This window comes from Winogradskyella psychrotolerans RS-3 (assembly GCF_000427335.1).
Taxonomy (GTDB): Bacteria; Bacteroidota; Bacteroidia; order Flavobacteriales; family Flavobacteriaceae; genus Winogradskyella; species Winogradskyella psychrotolerans.
Map to the genome: position 1 here is coordinate 13,404 of NZ_ATMR01000095.1, position 17,513 is coordinate 30,916.

A 17,513-nucleotide genomic window follows, 5' to 3' on the forward strand; every position below is an offset into this window, starting at 1 on the left:
GTCTCATTCATGCATGAATATTATTAATCTCTTTTTTAGTTTTTAACATCTCTTGTTCTAAGATTGGTTCAACAAAATGCTCAATGTCTTTAAAGCTATAATTTTTTGGAAAAAGTTTTTTGTTAATTAAAATTATAGGTGTGCTTTCTATCCCTTGTTTTAAGCACCAATATATTTGTTGACTTAGTATTTTATTATACTTTAAATCTTTACATTTCCCCCATTTTTTAGTCCATATTTTTGTATTGCCATTGCTATACCAATCATTAAAAGCGTTTAAAAAAACTTTTGTATCGTTTTCAAAATACAATTGCAGTAAGCGTTCTGAGATTATAGTTTTATTGTCTGCTCTATCTTTATTTGGAACTAAAAACCTAAAGTTTAACTGAATGCTATCCTTATACTTTTGTAATAAATCTATATATGTTTTATGAGCTTCGATACAGCTTTTGCATAAAGGATTGGTAATAATTGTAAGTTTTATGATTGGGTTTTCAGCTCCTAGTACAATTTGCGGTATAGTACAATCTTCTGTGTCAAGTTGTGTTAACGCGTTATAATAAGGAATAAACAATTTATGATTTCTTCTAAAACTTAGATTTTCAATTTCGAGCGTAATATTTTTTTGTTCTAATAATAATAGTGGTTTAAGTGCTAACCAACCTATTATTGTTATAGCTAAAACTGTTGTTAGCAATAAAATATCGCTGTATTGAAATAGAGTCGTTTCATAAGTTGCTAAGAGTGTAGAAAATTGTAATACCAAAACAAAAGCCACACCTAAACATAAAGGACACCACTTTTTAATCGTAAAATATTGTTGGTAAATTGAATATAAAACTACAGGTAACGCAATTGCTGAGATAATTAAAGCCAATATACTAAAAGGCCGTAAAAGGCTATAGACAGTAATAACTGTAAAATACATTATAACCGTATCACTAAGGTCTATAGTTTTAAAAACCTTGGCACTTTTTGAGTTAAGTACATTTACGCAATTCGTAATTGTTGTTATTTTACAGTATTTGGAAGCAAAGGTTTGTTGCCCAATTTTCTCCTTAATAATAAGATACCCTAAACCGAGACCAATAAGCGATAATGCAAAATATGTAGTTAACAATATTGAGTTTGTGACGAGAAATACATATCCCAAAAATGATAAGGAAAACAATAGCAGAAAAACTTTAGTAATAGAATCCTTTGATAAAGAAGCTTTACCAATCGCTTTGTTTTCTTCAATGGCAATTATAAAACCTGTCCAGTCGTTTAAAAATTGATTCTCTGAGAGCGTTACTATTTTCTCTTCACTTAACTGTATTTTTATGGTGTTGTTAGTTTCTTTAGATGCTAAAGCAATATATTCCGTTTTACCATTACTTACTTGTGCAATAAAATGATGAGGCAGTTGCTCTAATGCGGTTTTTGGAACATTAGCCGCAATGTGTTCTACATTAAAATAATCTAAAGTATTTGTAAAACTTAAAACTAAATTATCTGAATCACTAAGAAGCCGCAATGCCAGTTGCTGCTTACTAATAGAATACTTATATTCTTTTAGAAGCTGTGCAAGTAAAAAAACAGATGCATCTTTCAAATCCTTAATCTTTTAAGAAGCTTAAAATTAAGGCATTAAAAACAAAAGCTAGTACACAAAAGCTTACTTTAAAGTAAGCAAAAACGGAAATCTAAATAAAACCATTTGTTCTAGCAGCCAACACTAAATCTCTATCGCTATTACTCTCAATATTAAATATATGTTTATTGACAATACTCCTATATACAAATAGATTTATTTTTTTTAAGAGGGAAAATTATTTCTATTCTGATATTTCAATTTTATTAATAATATCATTGAATTCCAAAGTATCATTTGGAGAGGGCGAATTAATCAAAACAACATTATTATTATAATCTAAAATAGCATAATGAGGAATAGTACTCACGTTAAAAAATGCTATTAAATGATTGCTTTGAGTTTTACTAATCACATATTGATTTTTATCCATCCCAAATTCTTGTAATTCGGCAACTTTTTTTCTCCAACTTTCTTGATTCTCGTCTATTGAAAAATAGTAGAATTCTACATTTTTATTCTGAATTAATTTTTTTCTAAACTCATGACTACTTTTAATTTCTTTAATACATGGTGCACACCAACTTGCCCAAAAATCAATTATTTTAATTGTATTGCCCTGATTTTTTAAAATATCTTTTAATGTAATTCTTTCTCCATCAATATCTAATAAAATAGAACCGTAAACATTTTCTGCTAATCGATTATTAATCTTATTTAATCGTTCATTTATTCTCTCTAACACAACTTTATATTTTTCTTCTTTTATTTGCGGCAAGTAAATCATAATTTTATCTTGTAGGTTCTTTGAATTTTTTGTAATCGAATGACTATCAAATTCAAATATCATTTTTGTAATCGCATATTCTTTAGTGTTACCAACCAAATTTTTATTGATTAAATCTAATTGAAAATCTAGTGATTCTATTGAATATGTATTATTGCCAAATTTTTCTTCAGATACAATATTTAGATATTTTGTTAATGCAAGATAAAAATTCACATTATCATCTTGGTCATTTCTATTAAAATCATTGATAGATATACCTTTTAAATATTCTGTATAATTAGTTATGGCGCCTTTAGGAATGCTGTTCTGATTTAATATCCCATTGATATACTGAAATTTAAAAACATCTTTTATTTTATTATAAAACAAATCTGAAACATTTTTGTTTTTTGCATACTGATCTAAAAACTGTTGCTTATTTTTATAATAATTTTCATGAACTTTCTTATATTCAGAAATTCCAAGTTGCTCATTATATCTTGGGTAATTTAGGTTTAAATTATAAAGTTCTTTAAAAAAATTATAATGGGCTTCATTATTGCCATTAAAAGTTATTATGCTATTATCCAATTTATAACTAAGCGTATCACCTGGAGTTACATATATAAAAAACGCAATTGAGCTAGGTTTAAAACTAGCAAACCTAAATAGTCTTGGTGATTCCAATTTAAAACTAAAGTTTAAATTTTCATGTTCATTCTTTGCTTTAAGCAAAAAAGACTGTTTATTAAATTCAATATGGGTTTCATCAAGCAATACTGATTCTATTAAAGTGTCTCCTGGTTGTTCTGCAAACAAGTAAACTTGCTTTGAAGTTTCTATTAGTTTTGATCTTTCTTTTTTTAGATTAAAAACAAGAATCCCAATAACAATTACGACAAGTAAAATTGTTAAGACTCTTTTTGGGGCTCTTATCATAATATTATTTTTTTTGTGAAATTTATATAAAAATACGTTTTTAAATTTAGCCACCTTTTGCCAAAGATGGCTAAATAAACAGTTAATAAACTATGGTGTGAATTCTTTAGTTGGTGGGTCTAAAGGATTTGGATAATCACAACTGCAACAATTAACTCCCATTTGCCCTTCCTGTCTACAAGAAGCCCCAGTACTAGAACAGCCAGATACACCTTCAAGGTCGCCATTGTTACAAGTTACTTTACATACGCTTCCTGCTCCTCCACCTCCATTAATAGAGCGCATTTCACCTCTTGAAAGCTGCTCCTTTTTCAAACTAAAATTTATCATAATAATTAGTATTAAATTATTGCCTACTCTTTTTTAGCTTTTCGGCATCGCTATTTTATATTTTTTAACGTACAACGATTTGTCATCCAACAGTTCTTCTATATAAAATGGTAAATCGGCAATATCATATTCTTTTGGGTAACGGTAACCATTTATAAATAAGCATGGTGTAAAGTTGAGACTGTTTTCTTCAAACCAACTATTCTGTTTGTCTAAAAGTATTTCACCTTCACTCGTATTTATATTAATTTGATATTTATTTAACCATTTCTTATGCTCTTTTACTTGATACCAATAATCCATAGCTTCATAATAATGAGCATTACCTTTTTTTAATTTCAACTGTGTAATAGTAATAGCAAAATCTCTTAATATCAAATTATTTAGACTGGCATTATAAAAAATTGAAATATTTAGTTGTTGTTCATATTTATCTAATAAAGATTTGAGTAGATAGTGAGGTTCTTCACAAAATCCACAATATGGACTGGTGATGATACTTATCTTTAAATTAGCATTTTTATTACCAAAAACTAATTTCGTTTCTGGGAGGTTATATCGATCTTCTGATGTTAAAAGCAATTTGAACGTATTATAATTCCTCTTAAACCTATTGGCTTTTAACTCAACAGTTTTTAAATCATTTACTTTTTTTAAGATTTTTTTTAATGGCAACCATACTGCTGTTAGTAGTGAGATTGTGGCGAAGAACAACAATATGCTAAGCAATCCTATATTAAAGCCAAAATTTGAATGTATTAAAATTACAGCAATAAACTCCAAAATGACAACACCAATGATTGATAAACATATTGGACACCATTTTTTTTCGATATATTTTTGATAATACAAGGAGGCAATTATAACAGGTACCGAAAAGAGCAGCACTACAATCTGTAATGAGAAATACGCAGAGTATAGATTTAAAAGCCCCATCAAGAACAACCCAACAAGTTGCGTAGAAAAGAAAAGGATGCCTAGATCGCTAAAGCTTATGGTATCAAAAAATTTCCATTCAGTTGAGTTAACTACAGTTTTACAACTGGTATTAGCTGTTACATTACAAAATTTATTGAAGAGTTCACTCTTTGTAATAATTAGATCTTTTAGTGCAGCTGTAGAAAATAACAGCCCTAAGATTGGCAATGTGTAGAACAATAGAAACCATTTTTTTGGAGCGGTCAATACTATAACTGCAATAATTAGTGCTATAGTAACTATTGGTATTATGTAATTGTATTTTGGCTTTGATTTCGCTTTTGGAACTATATTTTCATTCTCCACCAATAATACAATATCGGTCCATAAAGCCTCAAAATCAGTTTTTGCTATTGAATTGTTCTCAACTCCATTAGAATATATAACAGTATCATCCTTTTTTTGAACGTAGGATAAAAAATCTGAGTTACTCTTATTTAATCTTGCAAAAAATTTATTTGGCAATAATTCAATCTCTGACTTATTTACATTAAATGCACCATTCTTAATGTTGAAGAATGTTAAAGTGTCGCTTAATGCTAAAAGCGTAGGGAAATCTGGATGCGAATTAAACTGAAAATTAAATTCTTTTTTATCGATATATATATATCTTCTGCTTCTAAATAATTAAAAAGTGATTTTATATTACTCATATAAGAAATTTATTACAATAAAATTAGAACAATGAGCATATTTTACAGGATACAAATGCGCACAATAAGTAAGCAAAAACGGAAATCTAAATAAACCCTTTGGCTTTAGCAGCCAAAACCAAGTCTCTATCACTATTACTATCAATATTAAATTTTCGTTTTAAAAGCCGTTTTCTCTTATCTATCGCAGATTTAGACAAATGCACTAACTTTAACAAATCTCTCATATTAGAGCCATTAGCAAGTTCTTTAAGTATTATAAAATCATAAGTATCTAATTGAATATTATTGAGCGACTTTTGCTTAATAGCGTTTATTATAGTTTTGCTATAATGTGTTTCTCCTAATAGCACCTTATTGATAGCAATCATATAATTTGTAAAACCTACATCTTGCTTATTTAAAAAGCCCAAAGGATTATAGGCATTAATAGTCTGCCTAATTCTATGACTATTGGTATATGACGTAATCACCAATATCTTAGTATTTGGAAATTGTCCTCTAATGCATACACCCAAATCATCACCAGAATGTAAATTAAGTTGTGGTGCTGGTGGGAGGCTTAAATCTAAAATGATCAAATCTAAAGGTTTTGCAATAGAATAGCTTTGAATTTTTTGATGAGCGGTTTCGCAATCCCTAGCACTTTCGGTTTTAAAACACAACTTATCTGATTGATCTTGCATATATTGAAGTGTATTTATAACCGCTTCAATAATAATGGGATGGTCATCTATGATTAAGACGTTAACGGATTTTTTATTCATCAATATTGCTCAGTTTTTAGAGCCTAATGTTTAGGCTATCAAAAAATTAAATATGTGTAATCAACAATGAATTAATTAATCCTTAGGGTAAGAATTTGTATAAAACTAATACTTTTTTCTCACAAATAATAATAATAATAAAGGTGTAGTTGAACTATATTTTTCTATATATCTAACTTAATTTTTATACTAAAGTTATAATAGTATATAACTTTAGTCCATAAAAAAACCATCTAAAATTAATATTTTAGATGGTTTAGTATAAGTAAGATATTTCGACTGCGCTCAATGTGACAATCTTTTACAAAAAACTATTTTAACTAAGCTTTCACCTTAAAAGCATTCGCTCCAGGGAAATAAGCAACACTACCTAATTCTTCTTCAATACGTAATAATTGATTGTATTTAGCCATACGATCACTACGAGACGCAGAACCCGTTTTAATTTGTCCACAGTTTAATGCTACGGCTAAATCTGCAATAGTATTATCTTCTGTTTCACCAGATCTATGAGACATTACTGACGTATAACCTGCATTATGTGCCATGTTTACAGCTGCAATAGTTTCAGTTAACGTACCAATTTGGTTTACTTTAATTAAAATAGAATTAGCAATACCATTTTCAATACCACGAGATAAACGCTCTACGTTAGTTACATATAAATCGTCACCCACTAATTGTACTTTATCACCGATTCTTTCAGTAAGGTATTTCCAACCATCCCAATCGTTTTCATCCATACCATCCTCAATTGAAATGATAGGATATTTTTCAGAAAGTTCAGCTAAATAATCAGCTTGTTCTTTACTTGTTCTTATCACTCCAGAATCACCTTCAAATTTCTTGTAATCGTACTTTCCATCTACAAAAAATTCGGCTGCAGCACAATCTAATGCCAACATGATGTCTTCCCCGAAGATATAACCTGCTTTTTCAACCGCTAATTTAATAGTATCTAAAGCATCTTCAGTTCCACCAGCTAAGTTAGGTGCAAAACCACCTTCATCACCAACAGCTGTACTTAAACCTCTATCGTGTAATACTTTTTTAAGGTTATGGAAAATCTCAGTTCCCATTTGCATTGCATGTGTAAAGTTTTTAGCTTTTACAGGCATTACCATAAATTCTTGAAATGCAATAGGTGCATCACTATGAGAACCACCATTAATGATATTCATCATTGGTAATGGTAATGTATTTGCAGAAACTCCACCAACGTATCGATATAATGGCATACCTAATTCGTTAGCTGCCGCTTTAGCAACCGCTAGAGACACTCCTAAAATAGCATTAGCACCTAATTTTGATTTGTTTGGCGTACCATCTAACTCAATCATCATTTGATCGATAGCATTTTGTTCGAAAACAGAAACACCTAATAATTCTTGAGCAATTGTAGAATTTACATTTTCAACGGCTTTTAAAACTCCCTTACCCATGTAAGTATCTCCACCATCTCTTAACTCAACAGCTTCATGCTCACCAGTAGATGCACCAGATGGCACAGCTGCTCTTCCCATGATGCCATTTTCTGTAGTAACATCAACTTCTACTGTAGGATTTCCTCTGGAATCTAAAATTTGTCTTGCGTGTACATTAATTATAATGCTCATTATATATTTTTTTAAGTTAACAATTTCAAAACCCTATAACGTCTATAAAACCTTACAGGTCATCCAAATTTACGAAAATCTACAGCGCAAAACTTGACAAAAATCATATTTATGATTAATGATTACGATAATGATTTCGTAACTAAAAAAACGCAATAAAAAGGGTGTTTTATTGCGTTTTTGGTAAAGTAATAAAATATTTAAAATGAAATATTATTCTATTTCGTTTCGAAATGAGCGATTACTCTTTTAATGAAGTCTTTAAATTTAGTGTCGAAATTTGTGATACAAATTCCCCTTGTGAATCATAACCTTCAATATAAAAATTAATAATGTCACTTTTTGTATCAGGAAATTTTAATATCTGAGATTTATTACCTCCGACAAAAACATCTGGAAACCAAGCTATAACGCCATAGTATTTAAAAATATCTATGCGATAACTTTTATATTTTGGTGCATAAAAACTCTTGGATTCGGTAAATCCGTTATTCGCTAATCTTGTAAAAGCAAATTCATCATTTTTTTTTGGAATGTCTTCAAAGGAAGTTCTACGAGTATATAATCTAATAACTCCGTTTGCTCCTATCATTCCTGTTCCAAAACCCGTTTTATCAACATTTATTCCTTCAAAATCTGCTGTTGACATATTGAGCAATAAATCAAAGTCCGTCAATTGTACATCGTCTAAAAAAACCGCTGGAGATTTATTAGCATCAATAGTAATAGGCTTAAGATTAACAATATCAACTCCACCTGTCTGTGACGCTCGCGATACCTGGTAACCCTGAGTATGTATGTAGTCTAAAATTTTAGGAAAGCTTCTAACAAAACTTTCCGTTACTTGAATAAAATTATCTTTCCCTGATAACAAATTCATTTTTATACCAAAAGAATTAAGTTTTTTCTCAGGCGCTTTAGACTTAGGCTCCAGCATAACTTCATCTAATTCTATCACATCATTATAAAAGAAACTTTCGAAAGAGCTTTTACTTATAAATTCCGATTTTTTAAATATTGAATTATTATATTTTAAATCTTCATTTGAAATATAATCGTTGAAAGCATTCAATTTCGCATTAAGATAAATTTTCGGTTTAATCAATTTTCCTTCTTTATCCATATAAGAAACTCTTATAGCTTCATCTTTTATCACGAAAAAATTATCTACTCTAAAATTATTATTTTCTTTTACATTTACTGTAGTCCAATTATATCCAATAAGCTTGGGTTCTTGAATTCGTATTTTGGTTATTTCTTCTGAAGAATGTATTTTCCCCTCTAAAACCACACCGTTTTCAAATTCATATAAGGCCTTGGGCGCATTATTAAAAATAGAATGCCAATTGTATCTGCTCCAACCTTGAGTTAACAGTAATAAATCTAACTCAAACTCTTTTTTCATCGTGATATCTGTAAAATAATAACTAGCCTTCTCTACATAGCCTTTTACATACGGTTTGAGTCTATTTGCAGATATAATATTATGATCAGGATCATAACCCACAGTGCTTTCAGGTAAAACTGAAATACTTAAATCGGTATATTCTTTAAATTCCCCTGATGTTTTGTTTAATGCTGTAGATATTGAAACAGCTACAGAGTCTTCAGCTAAATTGAGAGCACTTATTAAAATCTCATTACCATCGTCAATACTCTTATTAATATAAATTAAACGCTCTAATAATGGTGTGTTATTTTCATCAAAAACAGTAAATGTATTTACCCCTTTAAATAAATCCGATTTGGAATACTCAAAAATCTGAGTTATTTTATCCTGAAATGAAAATGGTAAAGATTTTAATTTACCATTTTTATGTAACAACAATCTATAAGTTTTGTCCTTAATAGATTTCAGCGTTTCCTTATTGGTACTTACCGTAACATAAACCTTTTCTGGATGTTGACTATTTACTTTAATTGCAATTCCTGTAGGCTCTATGTTAGTAATGTCTTGAATGATTTCCCTACTATTACTTGTTGTTATTTTTGCTACATATTGCTTTCCTTTTTTAGGATTAAATAAAAAACTACCAATTCCAAAAGTATTACTCTTAAAGGAGGTAATCTCCACATCGGAATCGTCATAAATAGTTCCTATAACTTTAACACCTTGACCTTTAGTATTAATAATTTTAAAACCTACGTTATTATTAACATCAGTAATTAAGTGACCTCCTTCGGGTAAAAACTGCATATCATATTCCGTATTTATAACGTCTGGTTTATGCTCTTGTAAGTCGTTACTTATGACTCTTATTTTTTGAATGAAGGCATCATTTTCTTCAAAATTCTTCATCCAATTCGTAGACGCTTTTATATAATATTCACCTGTTTTAAATGTGGAATCAATTTGAATATTACCTTTTCCTGATCCGTCATAGCAGAACCACAAATAATTTTTTACAAGCACCCCGTTTTCATCATAAATGCCAACGTTTACATTGGTTGTTTTTTTAGATCGTAAACTGTTGTGTCTGTCAAAAACATAGGATTTAAACCACACACTTTCTCCAACAATAAACGATGTTTTATTAAGATGTACAAAAATGGATTCTCTTGGCAATTCAAAATACGACTTGTACTTTTCAAATAGTTCATTATCCGCAGAGTTCATTGGACTTTGCGCGAAGATTAGTGTGCCGAAAAACAGAAGAAATGTCGTATAAAATTTAGCCATAAGTTTGAGTATCAGTATTAAATATAGCGTTTTTAAAAATCATAATCATCATAAAAACTGATATTTAACATTTTAAATCTACTTCTAAATAAGATATTTATTTCTAGATATAAGAATAAACAAAATACTTTTTACTGTTAGTTTGTAGTAACGAAAAAACGCAATAAAAATTAAATTTTATTGCGTTGTCTATTTTAGAAAATGAAATTGTTTTAATTATTTTTTATATTTTCTATAAACTGGTCAAACAAATACAAGGAGTCATTTGGTCCAGGACTTGCCTCAGGATGGTACTGAACTGAAAAACAGTTTTTGTCTTTTAGTTTGATACCCGCAACAGTATGATCATTTAAATGCACATGTGTTATTTCAACATTAGAATTGGCTTCAGTTTCTTCTCTATTGATAGCAAATCCGTGATTTTGAGAGGTGATTTCACCTTTACCTGTCACCAAATTTTTTACAGGGTGATTGATACCTCTGTGACCATTATGCATTTTATAAGTTGAAATGCCATTGGCCAAAGCAATGACTTGATGTCCTAGGCAAATTCCGAATAAGGGTTTGTTATTTGCAATAATCTCTTTAGCCAAATTGATAGCATCAGATAATGGTTCTGGATCACCAGGTCCGTTAGATAAGAAATAGCCATCTGGATTAAAAGCTTCTAACTCTTCAAATTTTGAATTGTATGGAAACACTTTTATGTAAGCATCTCGCTTAGCTAGGTTTCTAAGAATATTCTTTTTGATACCGATATCTAAAGCTGCAATTTTATATGTTGCGTTTTCATCACCAACAAAATAAGGTTCCTTGGTTGACACTTTTGATGCTAATTCTAAACCTTTCATTGAAGGGAATTCTGCTAATTGCTCTTTTAGTGCGTCTATATTATCAACCTCAGTAGTAATTACGGCATTCATAGCTCCATTATCTCTAATGTAGCTTACTAATGCTCTTGTATCGACGTCTGCAATGGCTAAGGTATTATGCTTTTCAAAGAACTCTTCTAAGGACGCATCTGCTGCTGGTCTAGAATAATTAAAACTGAAGTTCTTACAAATTAAACCTGCTATTTTTACGTCATCAGATTCTACTTCGTCTTCTTTGGTTCCGTAATTACCAATATGTGCATTGGTCGTTACCATGAGTTGACCATAATAAGAAGGATCCGTGAATATTTCTTGATAACCTGTTGTACCAGTATTAAAACAAACTTCACCAAAAGCAGAACCTTCTTTTCCTATGGACTTACCATGAAAAATTGTTCCGTCTGCTAAAAGAATAAAGGCTTTTTTTCTTTGTTTGTATTTCATTGTCGTTGCGTTGAGTCGTTTATTGCTGTTAAATCGATATTGTTACTCGTTTCTTGTAGGCTTTTATAACCTATGTTTTGCGTTAGTGATTGAACGGTTTGTTTGAGCTCCTCGCAGAGAGCGAGTAGTGAAAGCGTGACCGAATAAGTTTTCTTAAAAACTTGTTGGGTAACGCCCAAATCATTCTTCTATACTTTGCAAAAATCCAAAAAAAAGGATAAACTGAAACAGTCTATCCTTTTTATTTATTAATGCTTATTAACACTCGATAATCGAGATTTGTATAATACGAAAGCCAGTATAAATTTTTTATACATATTGCATTGAAAATCTTCTCGAACCTTCGTTAGCATATTTACTATTCTTCTTCTTCGTTTGAAGCTTTAGATTCAGTAGCTGGTGCCGCAGCAGCTTTACTACCACCTCTTCTACTTCTACGAGTTGTTTTCTTAGGTGCTTTATCAGCATTGTAGATTTCGTTGTAATCAACTAATTCTATCATTGCCATATCAGCGTTATCACCTAATCTGTTTCCTAATTTGATGATACGTGTGTAACCACCTGGACGATCACCAATCTTTGGTGCTACATCTCTAAACAATTCTGCAACCACTTCTGTTTGTCTTAGCTTAGCCATAACAATACGTCTGTTGTGCGTCGTATCTGTTTTAGATTTTGTAATCATAGGTTCTACAAACTGCTTTAAAGCTTTGGCTTTTGCAACGGTAGTGTTAATACGCTTGTGCTCTATTAAAGAACAAGCCATATTTGCTAACATTGACTTTCTGTGTGCTGTTTGTCTTCCTAAGTGGTTGAATTTTTTTCCGTGTCTCATGACTTTTGTTTTATCATCTTGCTACTAAACTCTTTATTGAGGAGCAAAATATGATTATTAATAATTATTTAAAATATGAATGCCACTCCCATAAAAACAGCAATGGCAAACTATATTTAGTCTTTATCTAATTTATATTTGCTTAAGTCCATTCCGAAGTTTAAACCTTTTACATTCACTAGTTCTTCTAGCTCAGTTAAAGACTTCTTACCGAAGTTTCTGAATTTCATTAAATCGTTTTTATTGAATGATACTAAGTCACCTAAAGTATCTACTTCTGCAGCTTTTAAACAATTAAGCGCACGTACAGAAAGATCCATATCAACTAGTTTAGTTTTCAATAGTTGTCTCATGTGAAGAGATTCTTCATCATAAGTTTCAGTCTGTGCTATTTCATCAGCTTCTAAAGTGATACGCTCATCTGAGAATAACATGAAGTGGTGAATTAATATTTTAGCAGCTTCTGTTAAAGCATCTTTAGGATTGATAGAGCCATCAGTTCTAATTTCAAAAACTAATTTTTCGTAATCCGTTTTTTGCTCAACACGGAAGTTTTCGATAGCATATTTTACATTCTGGATTGGTGTAAAAATTGAATCTGTAAAGATTGTTCCTATTGCTGCTGAAGCTTTCTTATTTTCTTCTGCTGGAACATAACCTCTTCCTTTTTCAATAGTCAATTCCATATTGATGTTTACTTTAGGATCTAAGTTACAGATTACTAAATCTGTATTTAATACTTGGAAACCAGAAATAAACTTCTGAAAATCACCAGCTGTAATTTGATTTTGTCCTGAGATAGAAATTGTAACAGTTTCGTTATCAACTTCATCAATTTGACGCTTAAAGTTAACTTGCTTTAAGTTCAAAATCATTTCAGTAACATCTTCAACAACACCAGCGATAGTAGAAAACTCATGATCTACACCTTCTATTCTCACAGAAGTAATTGCAAAACCTTCTAAAGAAGATAATAAAACTCTTCGTAAAGCATTACCTACTGTTAATCCGTATCCTGGTTCTAAAGGTCTAAATTCAAATTTACCTTCGAAATCAGTAGAATCAATCATGATTACTTTATCCGGTTTCTGAAAATTTAATATTGCCATATTATTCTTCGTTTTAATTGTTATTTAGTTGCGCGATTTAAAAGTATGAAGAAGACTAATAAATCCTTTGGCTAAATACCAATATGATTAGTTATTATTTAGAGTAAAGTTCAACGATCAATTGCTCGTTGATTTGTTCTGGAATTTGGATTCTTGCAGGAACAGCAACATAAGTACCTTCCATTGTGCTTGTATTCCAAGTAATCCATTCAAAAACATTGCTAGAATTAGACAATGAATTTTGTATCGCTTCTAATGATTTAGACTTTTCTCTAACACCTACCACATCACCAGCTTTTAATTGGTAAGAAGGAATGTTTACCTTTTCACCGTTTACTGTGATATGTCTGTGAGATACTAATTGTCTTGCACCACTTCTAGAAGGAGAGATTCCCATTCTATAAACAACGTTGTCTAAACGAGACTCACATGATTGAAGTAAAACTTCACCAGTAATTCCTTTAGCAGATGTTGCTCTTTTGAACATGTTTCTGAATTGCTTTTCTAAAATACCATAAGTATATTTAGCTTTTTGCTTTTCCATTAACTGAACTGAGTATTCAGATTTTTTCCCACGACGTCTTGCGTTTCCGTGTTGTCCTGGAGGATAATTTCTTTTTTCGAAGGCTTTGTCGTCTCCGAAAATAGCTTGTCCAAATTTACGAGCTATTTTAGTTTTAGGACCAGTATATCTTGCCATTTTAAATTGTTTTTTAAGAGTGATAAATGAATTAAGGTCTTAATCTTATCCTTCAAAAATCGTTGATCTCTTGTTGATACTTGTTAATATTTTTCAGTTTGCAAATTTATACAAAATAAACTAATATCAGCACATAAATGTGAGATATTAGTTTATTAATAAATTTAAGTAAGTATTTCTAACTGTTATAATTAGAAAACTGAATAGAATTCAGATTAAACTCTACGTCTTTTTGGCGGACGACAACCGTTATGTGGTAATGGAGTTACATCAATGATTTCTGAAACTTCAATACCAGCATTGTGTATAGATCTTATTGCAGATTCTCTACCGTTACCTGGTCCTTTTACGTATACTTTCACTTTCTTTAAACCAGCTTCTTTAGCTACTGCCGACGCATCTTCTGCAGCTAACTGCGCAGCGTAAGGTGTATTCTTTTTAGAACCTCTAAAGCCCATTTTACCAGCTGATGACCATGAAATTACGTCACCTTTTTTGTTTGTTAAAGAAATAATGATGTTGTTAAAAGATGCTGTGATATGAGCTTCTCCAATTGCATCAACTATAACTTTACGTTTTTTAGTACTTGCTTTTGCCATTTTATTTTAGCTTTTAGTATTAGTTTATAGTCGCTAGAATCCTAAACCGTTAAATTTCAAACAGATTCTTTCCAACGTCTAATAGACTAAAGACTATTATTACTTAGTTACTTTCTTCTTGTTAGCAACTGTTTTACGTCTTCCTTTTCTTGTACGTGAGTTATTCTTAGTACGTTGACCTCTTAATGGAAGACCAACTCTATGACGAATACCTCTATAACATCCAATATCCATTAATCGCTTAATGTTCATCTGTGTTTCCGAACGTAATTCACCTTCGATTTTAAAAGTTCCAACAGCTTCTCGGATTGCTCCAATTTCGTCATCAGTCCAATCTTGTACTTTTGTGTTCTCATCAACTTTAGCTGCTGCTAAAATTTCTTGAGATCTACTTCTACCTACTCCGTAGATATAAGTTAAAGAGATAACTCCTCTTTTCTGTTTTGGTATGTCTACACCTGCAATTCTTGCCATAATTACCCTTGTCTTTGTTTGAATCTAGGATTCTTTTTGTTAATGACGTAAAGTCTACCTTTCCTGCGCACCAACTTACAGTCTGCGCTTCTTTTCTTTACTGATGCTCTAACTTTCATCGTATTAGTATCTATATGTTATGCGAGCCTTCGTTAAATCGTAAGGACTCATTTCTAATTTCACTTTATCTCCTGGTAGTAATTTAATATAATGCATACGCATCTTACCAGAGATATGTGCAGTCACTATATGACCATTTTCTAATTCAACACGAAACATAGCATTTGATAATGCCTCTATAATTGTTCCGTCTTGTTCTATTGCCGCTTGTTTTGCCATAATTATATCTTATTGCGCAACCGCTTTTCTGTTCTTTCCTGTTTTCATCAAGCCATCATAATGCTTATTCAATAAATAAGAATTTATCTGTTGCATAGTATCAATAGCCACACCAACCATAATTAATAAAGATGTACCACCAAAGAATAATGCCCAACCTGCTTGCACGCTCATTAATTTCATAACGAATGCTGGAAAAACAGCAACTAAAGCTAGAAATATAGAACCTGGTAAGGTTATCTGTGACATAATTTTGTCTAAATACTCAGAGGTTTCAGATCCTGGACGTATACCAGGAATAAATCCACCACTACGTTTTAAATCATCTGCCATCTTGTTTGTTGGTACTGTAATTGCCGTATAGAAATAGGTAAATACTATAATTAATAAAGCAAATATTAAATTGTACCAGAACCCAAACATGTCTTGAAAATTAGTTTGCATCCAAACTCCCGTGCTAGTATCTTTTAACCAAGCAGAACCACCTATTAAACTAGGAACAAACATAATTGCTTGTGCAAAGATAATTGGCATTACACCCGAAGCATTAAGCTTTAAAGGTAAAAACTGACGTGAACCGAATACATTCTTTTCATAACCACCAGAAGCAGTTCTCCTTGCGTACTGAACAGCTATCTTTCTAACTGCCATTACTAAGAATATAGATGCTAATATAATAAGGAACCAAATTACCATTTCTATTAAGATCATCATGAATCCACCGTTACCACCTTCTAAACGAGAAGCAGCATTTTGAATAAATGATTGTGGTAATGTTGCTATAATTCCAACCATAATTAGTAATGAAATACCATTCCCTATTCCTTTGTCTGTAATTTTTTCACCTAACCACATTGCGAATACACAACCAGTTACTAAAATAATTACTGAAGAAAAGTAAAATATATTTTCATTAAAACCAGGAACTAACATAGCACTCATTGAAGAGGAACCTGATAATCCTGGAATACTAGCCAAATAGCCTGGAGCTTGAACCATACAAATACCGATGGTTAACCAACGTGTAATTTGTGTGATTTTCTTCTGACCACTAGCTCCTTCTTTCTGAAGTTTTTGTAGATAAGGAATCGCAATACCCATTAATTGAACAACAATGGAAGCAGAAATGTAAGGCATAATACCTAAAGCAAATACTGAGGCGTTAGCAAATGCTCCACCTGTAAATGCATTTAACAACCCTAATATACCACCATCCATACCAGCTTGCAAACCACCTAACGCATCAATATTAATGCCCGGTAATACTACCTGAGCACCAAAACGATACACTAATAACAGACCTAAGGTTAGAATAATTCTATCCTTAAGTTCTGTGATTTTCCAAACGTTTTTTAATGTTTCTATTATTTTCATCCTATAATCTTATAAAGTTACAGCTTCACCACCAGCAGCTTCAATAGCAGCCTTTGCCGTAGCAGTAAATTTATGAGCAGTTACTGTTAATTTTGATTTTAACTCACCTCTACCTAAAATTTTAACTAGTTCATTTTTACCAGCTAATCCCATAGTTACGAAAGATTCAAAACTAACACTATCCTTAATTACTTTTTCATCTATTAACTTTTGTAAAGTATCTAAGTTTATACCTTGATATTCTACTCTGTTAATATTTGTAAATCCAAATTTAGGAACACGTCGTTGTAATGGCATTTGACCACCTTCAAATCCTAATTTCTTAGAATAACCTGAACGAGACTTTGCACCTTTGTGACCACGAGTTGCAGTACCACCTTTACCAGATCCTTGTCCACGTCCAATACGTTTTCCTTGATTTTTTACTGAACCTTCTGCAGGTTTTAAATTACTTAAATCCAT

The 17,513-nt window shown here is 31.1% G+C and carries 17 protein-coding genes; all 17 read right to left on the reverse strand.

Annotated elements, in window-relative coordinates; translation table 11 throughout:
• Window positions 1-7 precede the first annotated feature (7 nt).
• The 17 genes from ADIWIN_RS08580 to rplO all read right to left on the reverse strand — a co-directional run bounded on the left by ADIWIN_RS08580 (window position 8) and on the right by rplO (window position 17,513).
• Window positions 8-1,594, reverse strand: a complete 1,587-nt coding sequence (locus ADIWIN_RS08580) for a vitamin K epoxide reductase family protein (protein WP_020897623.1) — start codon at window positions 1,592-1,594, stop codon at window positions 8-10.
• A 223-nt stretch (window positions 1,595-1,817) separates the two neighbouring features.
• Complete coding sequence (locus ADIWIN_RS08585; protein WP_020897624.1) at window positions 1,818-3,281, reverse strand: TlpA family protein disulfide reductase; 1,464 nt, start codon at window positions 3,279-3,281, stop codon at window positions 1,818-1,820.
• A gap of 90 nt (window positions 3,282-3,371) precedes the next feature.
• Window positions 3,372-3,611: a hypothetical protein gene (locus ADIWIN_RS08590; RefSeq protein ID WP_040756775.1), complete on the reverse strand. Its 240-nt coding sequence runs from the start codon at window positions 3,609-3,611 to the stop codon at window positions 3,372-3,374.
• 33 nt (window positions 3,612-3,644) lie between these two features.
• Complete coding sequence (locus tag ADIWIN_RS08595) at window positions 3,645-5,054, reverse strand: vitamin K epoxide reductase family protein (protein ID WP_020897626.1); 1,410 nt, start codon at window positions 5,052-5,054, stop codon at window positions 3,645-3,647.
• Between the two features lie 274 nt (window positions 5,055-5,328).
• The gene (locus ADIWIN_RS08600; RefSeq protein ID WP_020897627.1) at window positions 5,329-6,009 is read right to left on the reverse strand and encodes a response regulator; all 681 of its coding nucleotides are present in this window, start codon (window positions 6,007-6,009) and stop codon (window positions 5,329-5,331) included.
• A 320-nt stretch (window positions 6,010-6,329) separates the two neighbouring features.
• Window positions 6,330-7,625 (reverse strand): phosphopyruvate hydratase, encoded by a 1,296-nt coding sequence (gene eno / locus ADIWIN_RS08605; RefSeq protein ID WP_020897628.1) that lies wholly within the window; start codon window positions 7,623-7,625, stop codon window positions 6,330-6,332.
• 241 nt (window positions 7,626-7,866) lie between these two features.
• Window positions 7,867-10,305, reverse strand: coding sequence for a hypothetical protein (locus ADIWIN_RS08610; protein WP_152487239.1), 2,439 nt, complete (start codon window positions 10,303-10,305; stop codon window positions 7,867-7,869).
• Window positions 10,306-10,517: 212 nt separating this feature from the next.
• On the reverse strand, window positions 10,518-11,621 hold the full coding sequence (gene carA, locus ADIWIN_RS08615; RefSeq protein ID WP_020897630.1) for a glutamine-hydrolyzing carbamoyl-phosphate synthase small subunit: 1,104 nt from the start codon (window positions 11,619-11,621) through the stop codon (window positions 10,518-10,520).
• A 358-nt stretch (window positions 11,622-11,979) separates the two neighbouring features.
• On the reverse strand, window positions 11,980-12,456 hold the full coding sequence (gene rplQ, locus ADIWIN_RS08625) for a 50S ribosomal protein L17 (RefSeq protein WP_020897631.1): 477 nt from the start codon (window positions 12,454-12,456) through the stop codon (window positions 11,980-11,982).
• Window positions 12,457-12,572: 116 nt separating this feature from the next.
• Window positions 12,573-13,565 (reverse strand): DNA-directed RNA polymerase subunit alpha, encoded by a 993-nt coding sequence (locus ADIWIN_RS08630; RefSeq protein ID WP_020897632.1) that lies wholly within the window; start codon window positions 13,563-13,565, stop codon window positions 12,573-12,575.
• Window positions 13,566-13,659: 94 nt separating this feature from the next.
• Window positions 13,660-14,265 (reverse strand): 30S ribosomal protein S4, encoded by a 606-nt coding sequence (gene rpsD / locus ADIWIN_RS08635; protein WP_020897633.1) that lies wholly within the window; start codon window positions 14,263-14,265, stop codon window positions 13,660-13,662.
• A 215-nt stretch (window positions 14,266-14,480) separates the two neighbouring features.
• A complete protein-coding gene (rpsK, locus tag ADIWIN_RS08640) occupies window positions 14,481-14,864 on the reverse strand; it encodes a 30S ribosomal protein S11 (RefSeq protein ID WP_020897634.1) in 384 nt (127 codons plus the stop codon).
• 99 nt (window positions 14,865-14,963) lie between these two features.
• Window positions 14,964-15,338, reverse strand: a complete 375-nt coding sequence (gene rpsM / locus ADIWIN_RS08645) for a 30S ribosomal protein S13 (RefSeq protein WP_020897635.1) — start codon at window positions 15,336-15,338, stop codon at window positions 14,964-14,966.
• A 2-nt stretch (window positions 15,339-15,340) separates the two neighbouring features.
• Window positions 15,341-15,457 (reverse strand): type B 50S ribosomal protein L36, encoded by a 117-nt coding sequence (ykgO, locus tag ADIWIN_RS20000; protein ID WP_008269159.1) that lies wholly within the window; start codon window positions 15,455-15,457, stop codon window positions 15,341-15,343.
• Between the two features lie 4 nt (window positions 15,458-15,461).
• Window positions 15,462-15,677: a translation initiation factor IF-1 gene (gene infA, locus ADIWIN_RS08650; protein WP_007094967.1), complete on the reverse strand. Its 216-nt coding sequence runs from the start codon at window positions 15,675-15,677 to the stop codon at window positions 15,462-15,464.
• A gap of 9 nt (window positions 15,678-15,686) precedes the next feature.
• Window positions 15,687-17,051 (reverse strand): preprotein translocase subunit SecY, encoded by a 1,365-nt coding sequence (gene secY, locus ADIWIN_RS08655; protein ID WP_020897636.1) that lies wholly within the window; start codon window positions 17,049-17,051, stop codon window positions 15,687-15,689.
• A 9-nt stretch (window positions 17,052-17,060) separates the two neighbouring features.
• Complete coding sequence (gene rplO, locus ADIWIN_RS08660; protein WP_020897637.1) at window positions 17,061-17,513, reverse strand: 50S ribosomal protein L15; 453 nt, start codon at window positions 17,511-17,513, stop codon at window positions 17,061-17,063.

Bases quoted from the DNA above. Each gene is read 5' to 3' on its own strand.
- ADIWIN_RS08585 (WP_020897624.1), bottom strand. From the start codon at position 3,281: ATGATAAGAGCCCCAAAAAGAGTCTTAACAATTTTACTTGTCGTAATT.
- ADIWIN_RS08590 (WP_040756775.1), bottom strand. From the start codon at position 3,611: ATGATAAATTTTAGTTTGAAAAAGGAGCAGCTTTCAAGAGGTGAAATG.
- ADIWIN_RS08600 (WP_020897627.1), bottom strand. From the start codon at position 6,009: ATGAATAAAAAATCCGTTAACGTCTTAATCATAGATGACCATCCCATT.
- eno (WP_020897628.1), bottom strand. From the start codon at position 7,625: ATGAGCATTATAATTAATGTACACGCAAGACAAATTTTAGATTCCAGA.
- ADIWIN_RS08610 (WP_152487239.1), bottom strand. From the start codon at position 10,305: ATGGCTAAATTTTATACGACATTTCTTCTGTTTTTCGGCACACTAATC.
- carA (WP_020897630.1), bottom strand. From the start codon at position 11,621: ATGAAATACAAACAAAGAAAAAAAGCCTTTATTCTTTTAGCAGACGGA.
- rplQ (WP_020897631.1), bottom strand. From the start codon at position 12,456: ATGAGACACGGAAAAAAATTCAACCACTTAGGAAGACAAACAGCACAC.
- ADIWIN_RS08630 (WP_020897632.1), bottom strand. From the start codon at position 13,565: ATGGCAATATTAAATTTTCAGAAACCGGATAAAGTAATCATGATTGAT.
- rpsD (WP_020897633.1), bottom strand. From the start codon at position 14,265: ATGGCAAGATATACTGGTCCTAAAACTAAAATAGCTCGTAAATTTGGA.
- rpsK (WP_020897634.1), bottom strand. From the start codon at position 14,864: ATGGCAAAAGCAAGTACTAAAAAACGTAAAGTTATAGTTGATGCAATT.
- rpsM (WP_020897635.1), bottom strand. From the start codon at position 15,338: ATGGCAAGAATTGCAGGTGTAGACATACCAAAACAGAAAAGAGGAGTT.
- ykgO (WP_008269159.1), bottom strand. From the start codon at position 15,457: ATGAAAGTTAGAGCATCAGTAAAGAAAAGAAGCGCAGACTGTAAGTTG.
- infA (WP_007094967.1), bottom strand. From the start codon at position 15,677: ATGGCAAAACAAGCGGCAATAGAACAAGACGGAACAATTATAGAGGCA.
- secY (WP_020897636.1), bottom strand. From the start codon at position 17,051: ATGAAAATAATAGAAACATTAAAAAACGTTTGGAAAATCACAGAACTT.
- rplO (WP_020897637.1), bottom strand. From the start codon at position 17,513: ATGGATTTAAGTAATTTAAAACCTGCAGAAGGTTCAGTAAAAAATCAA.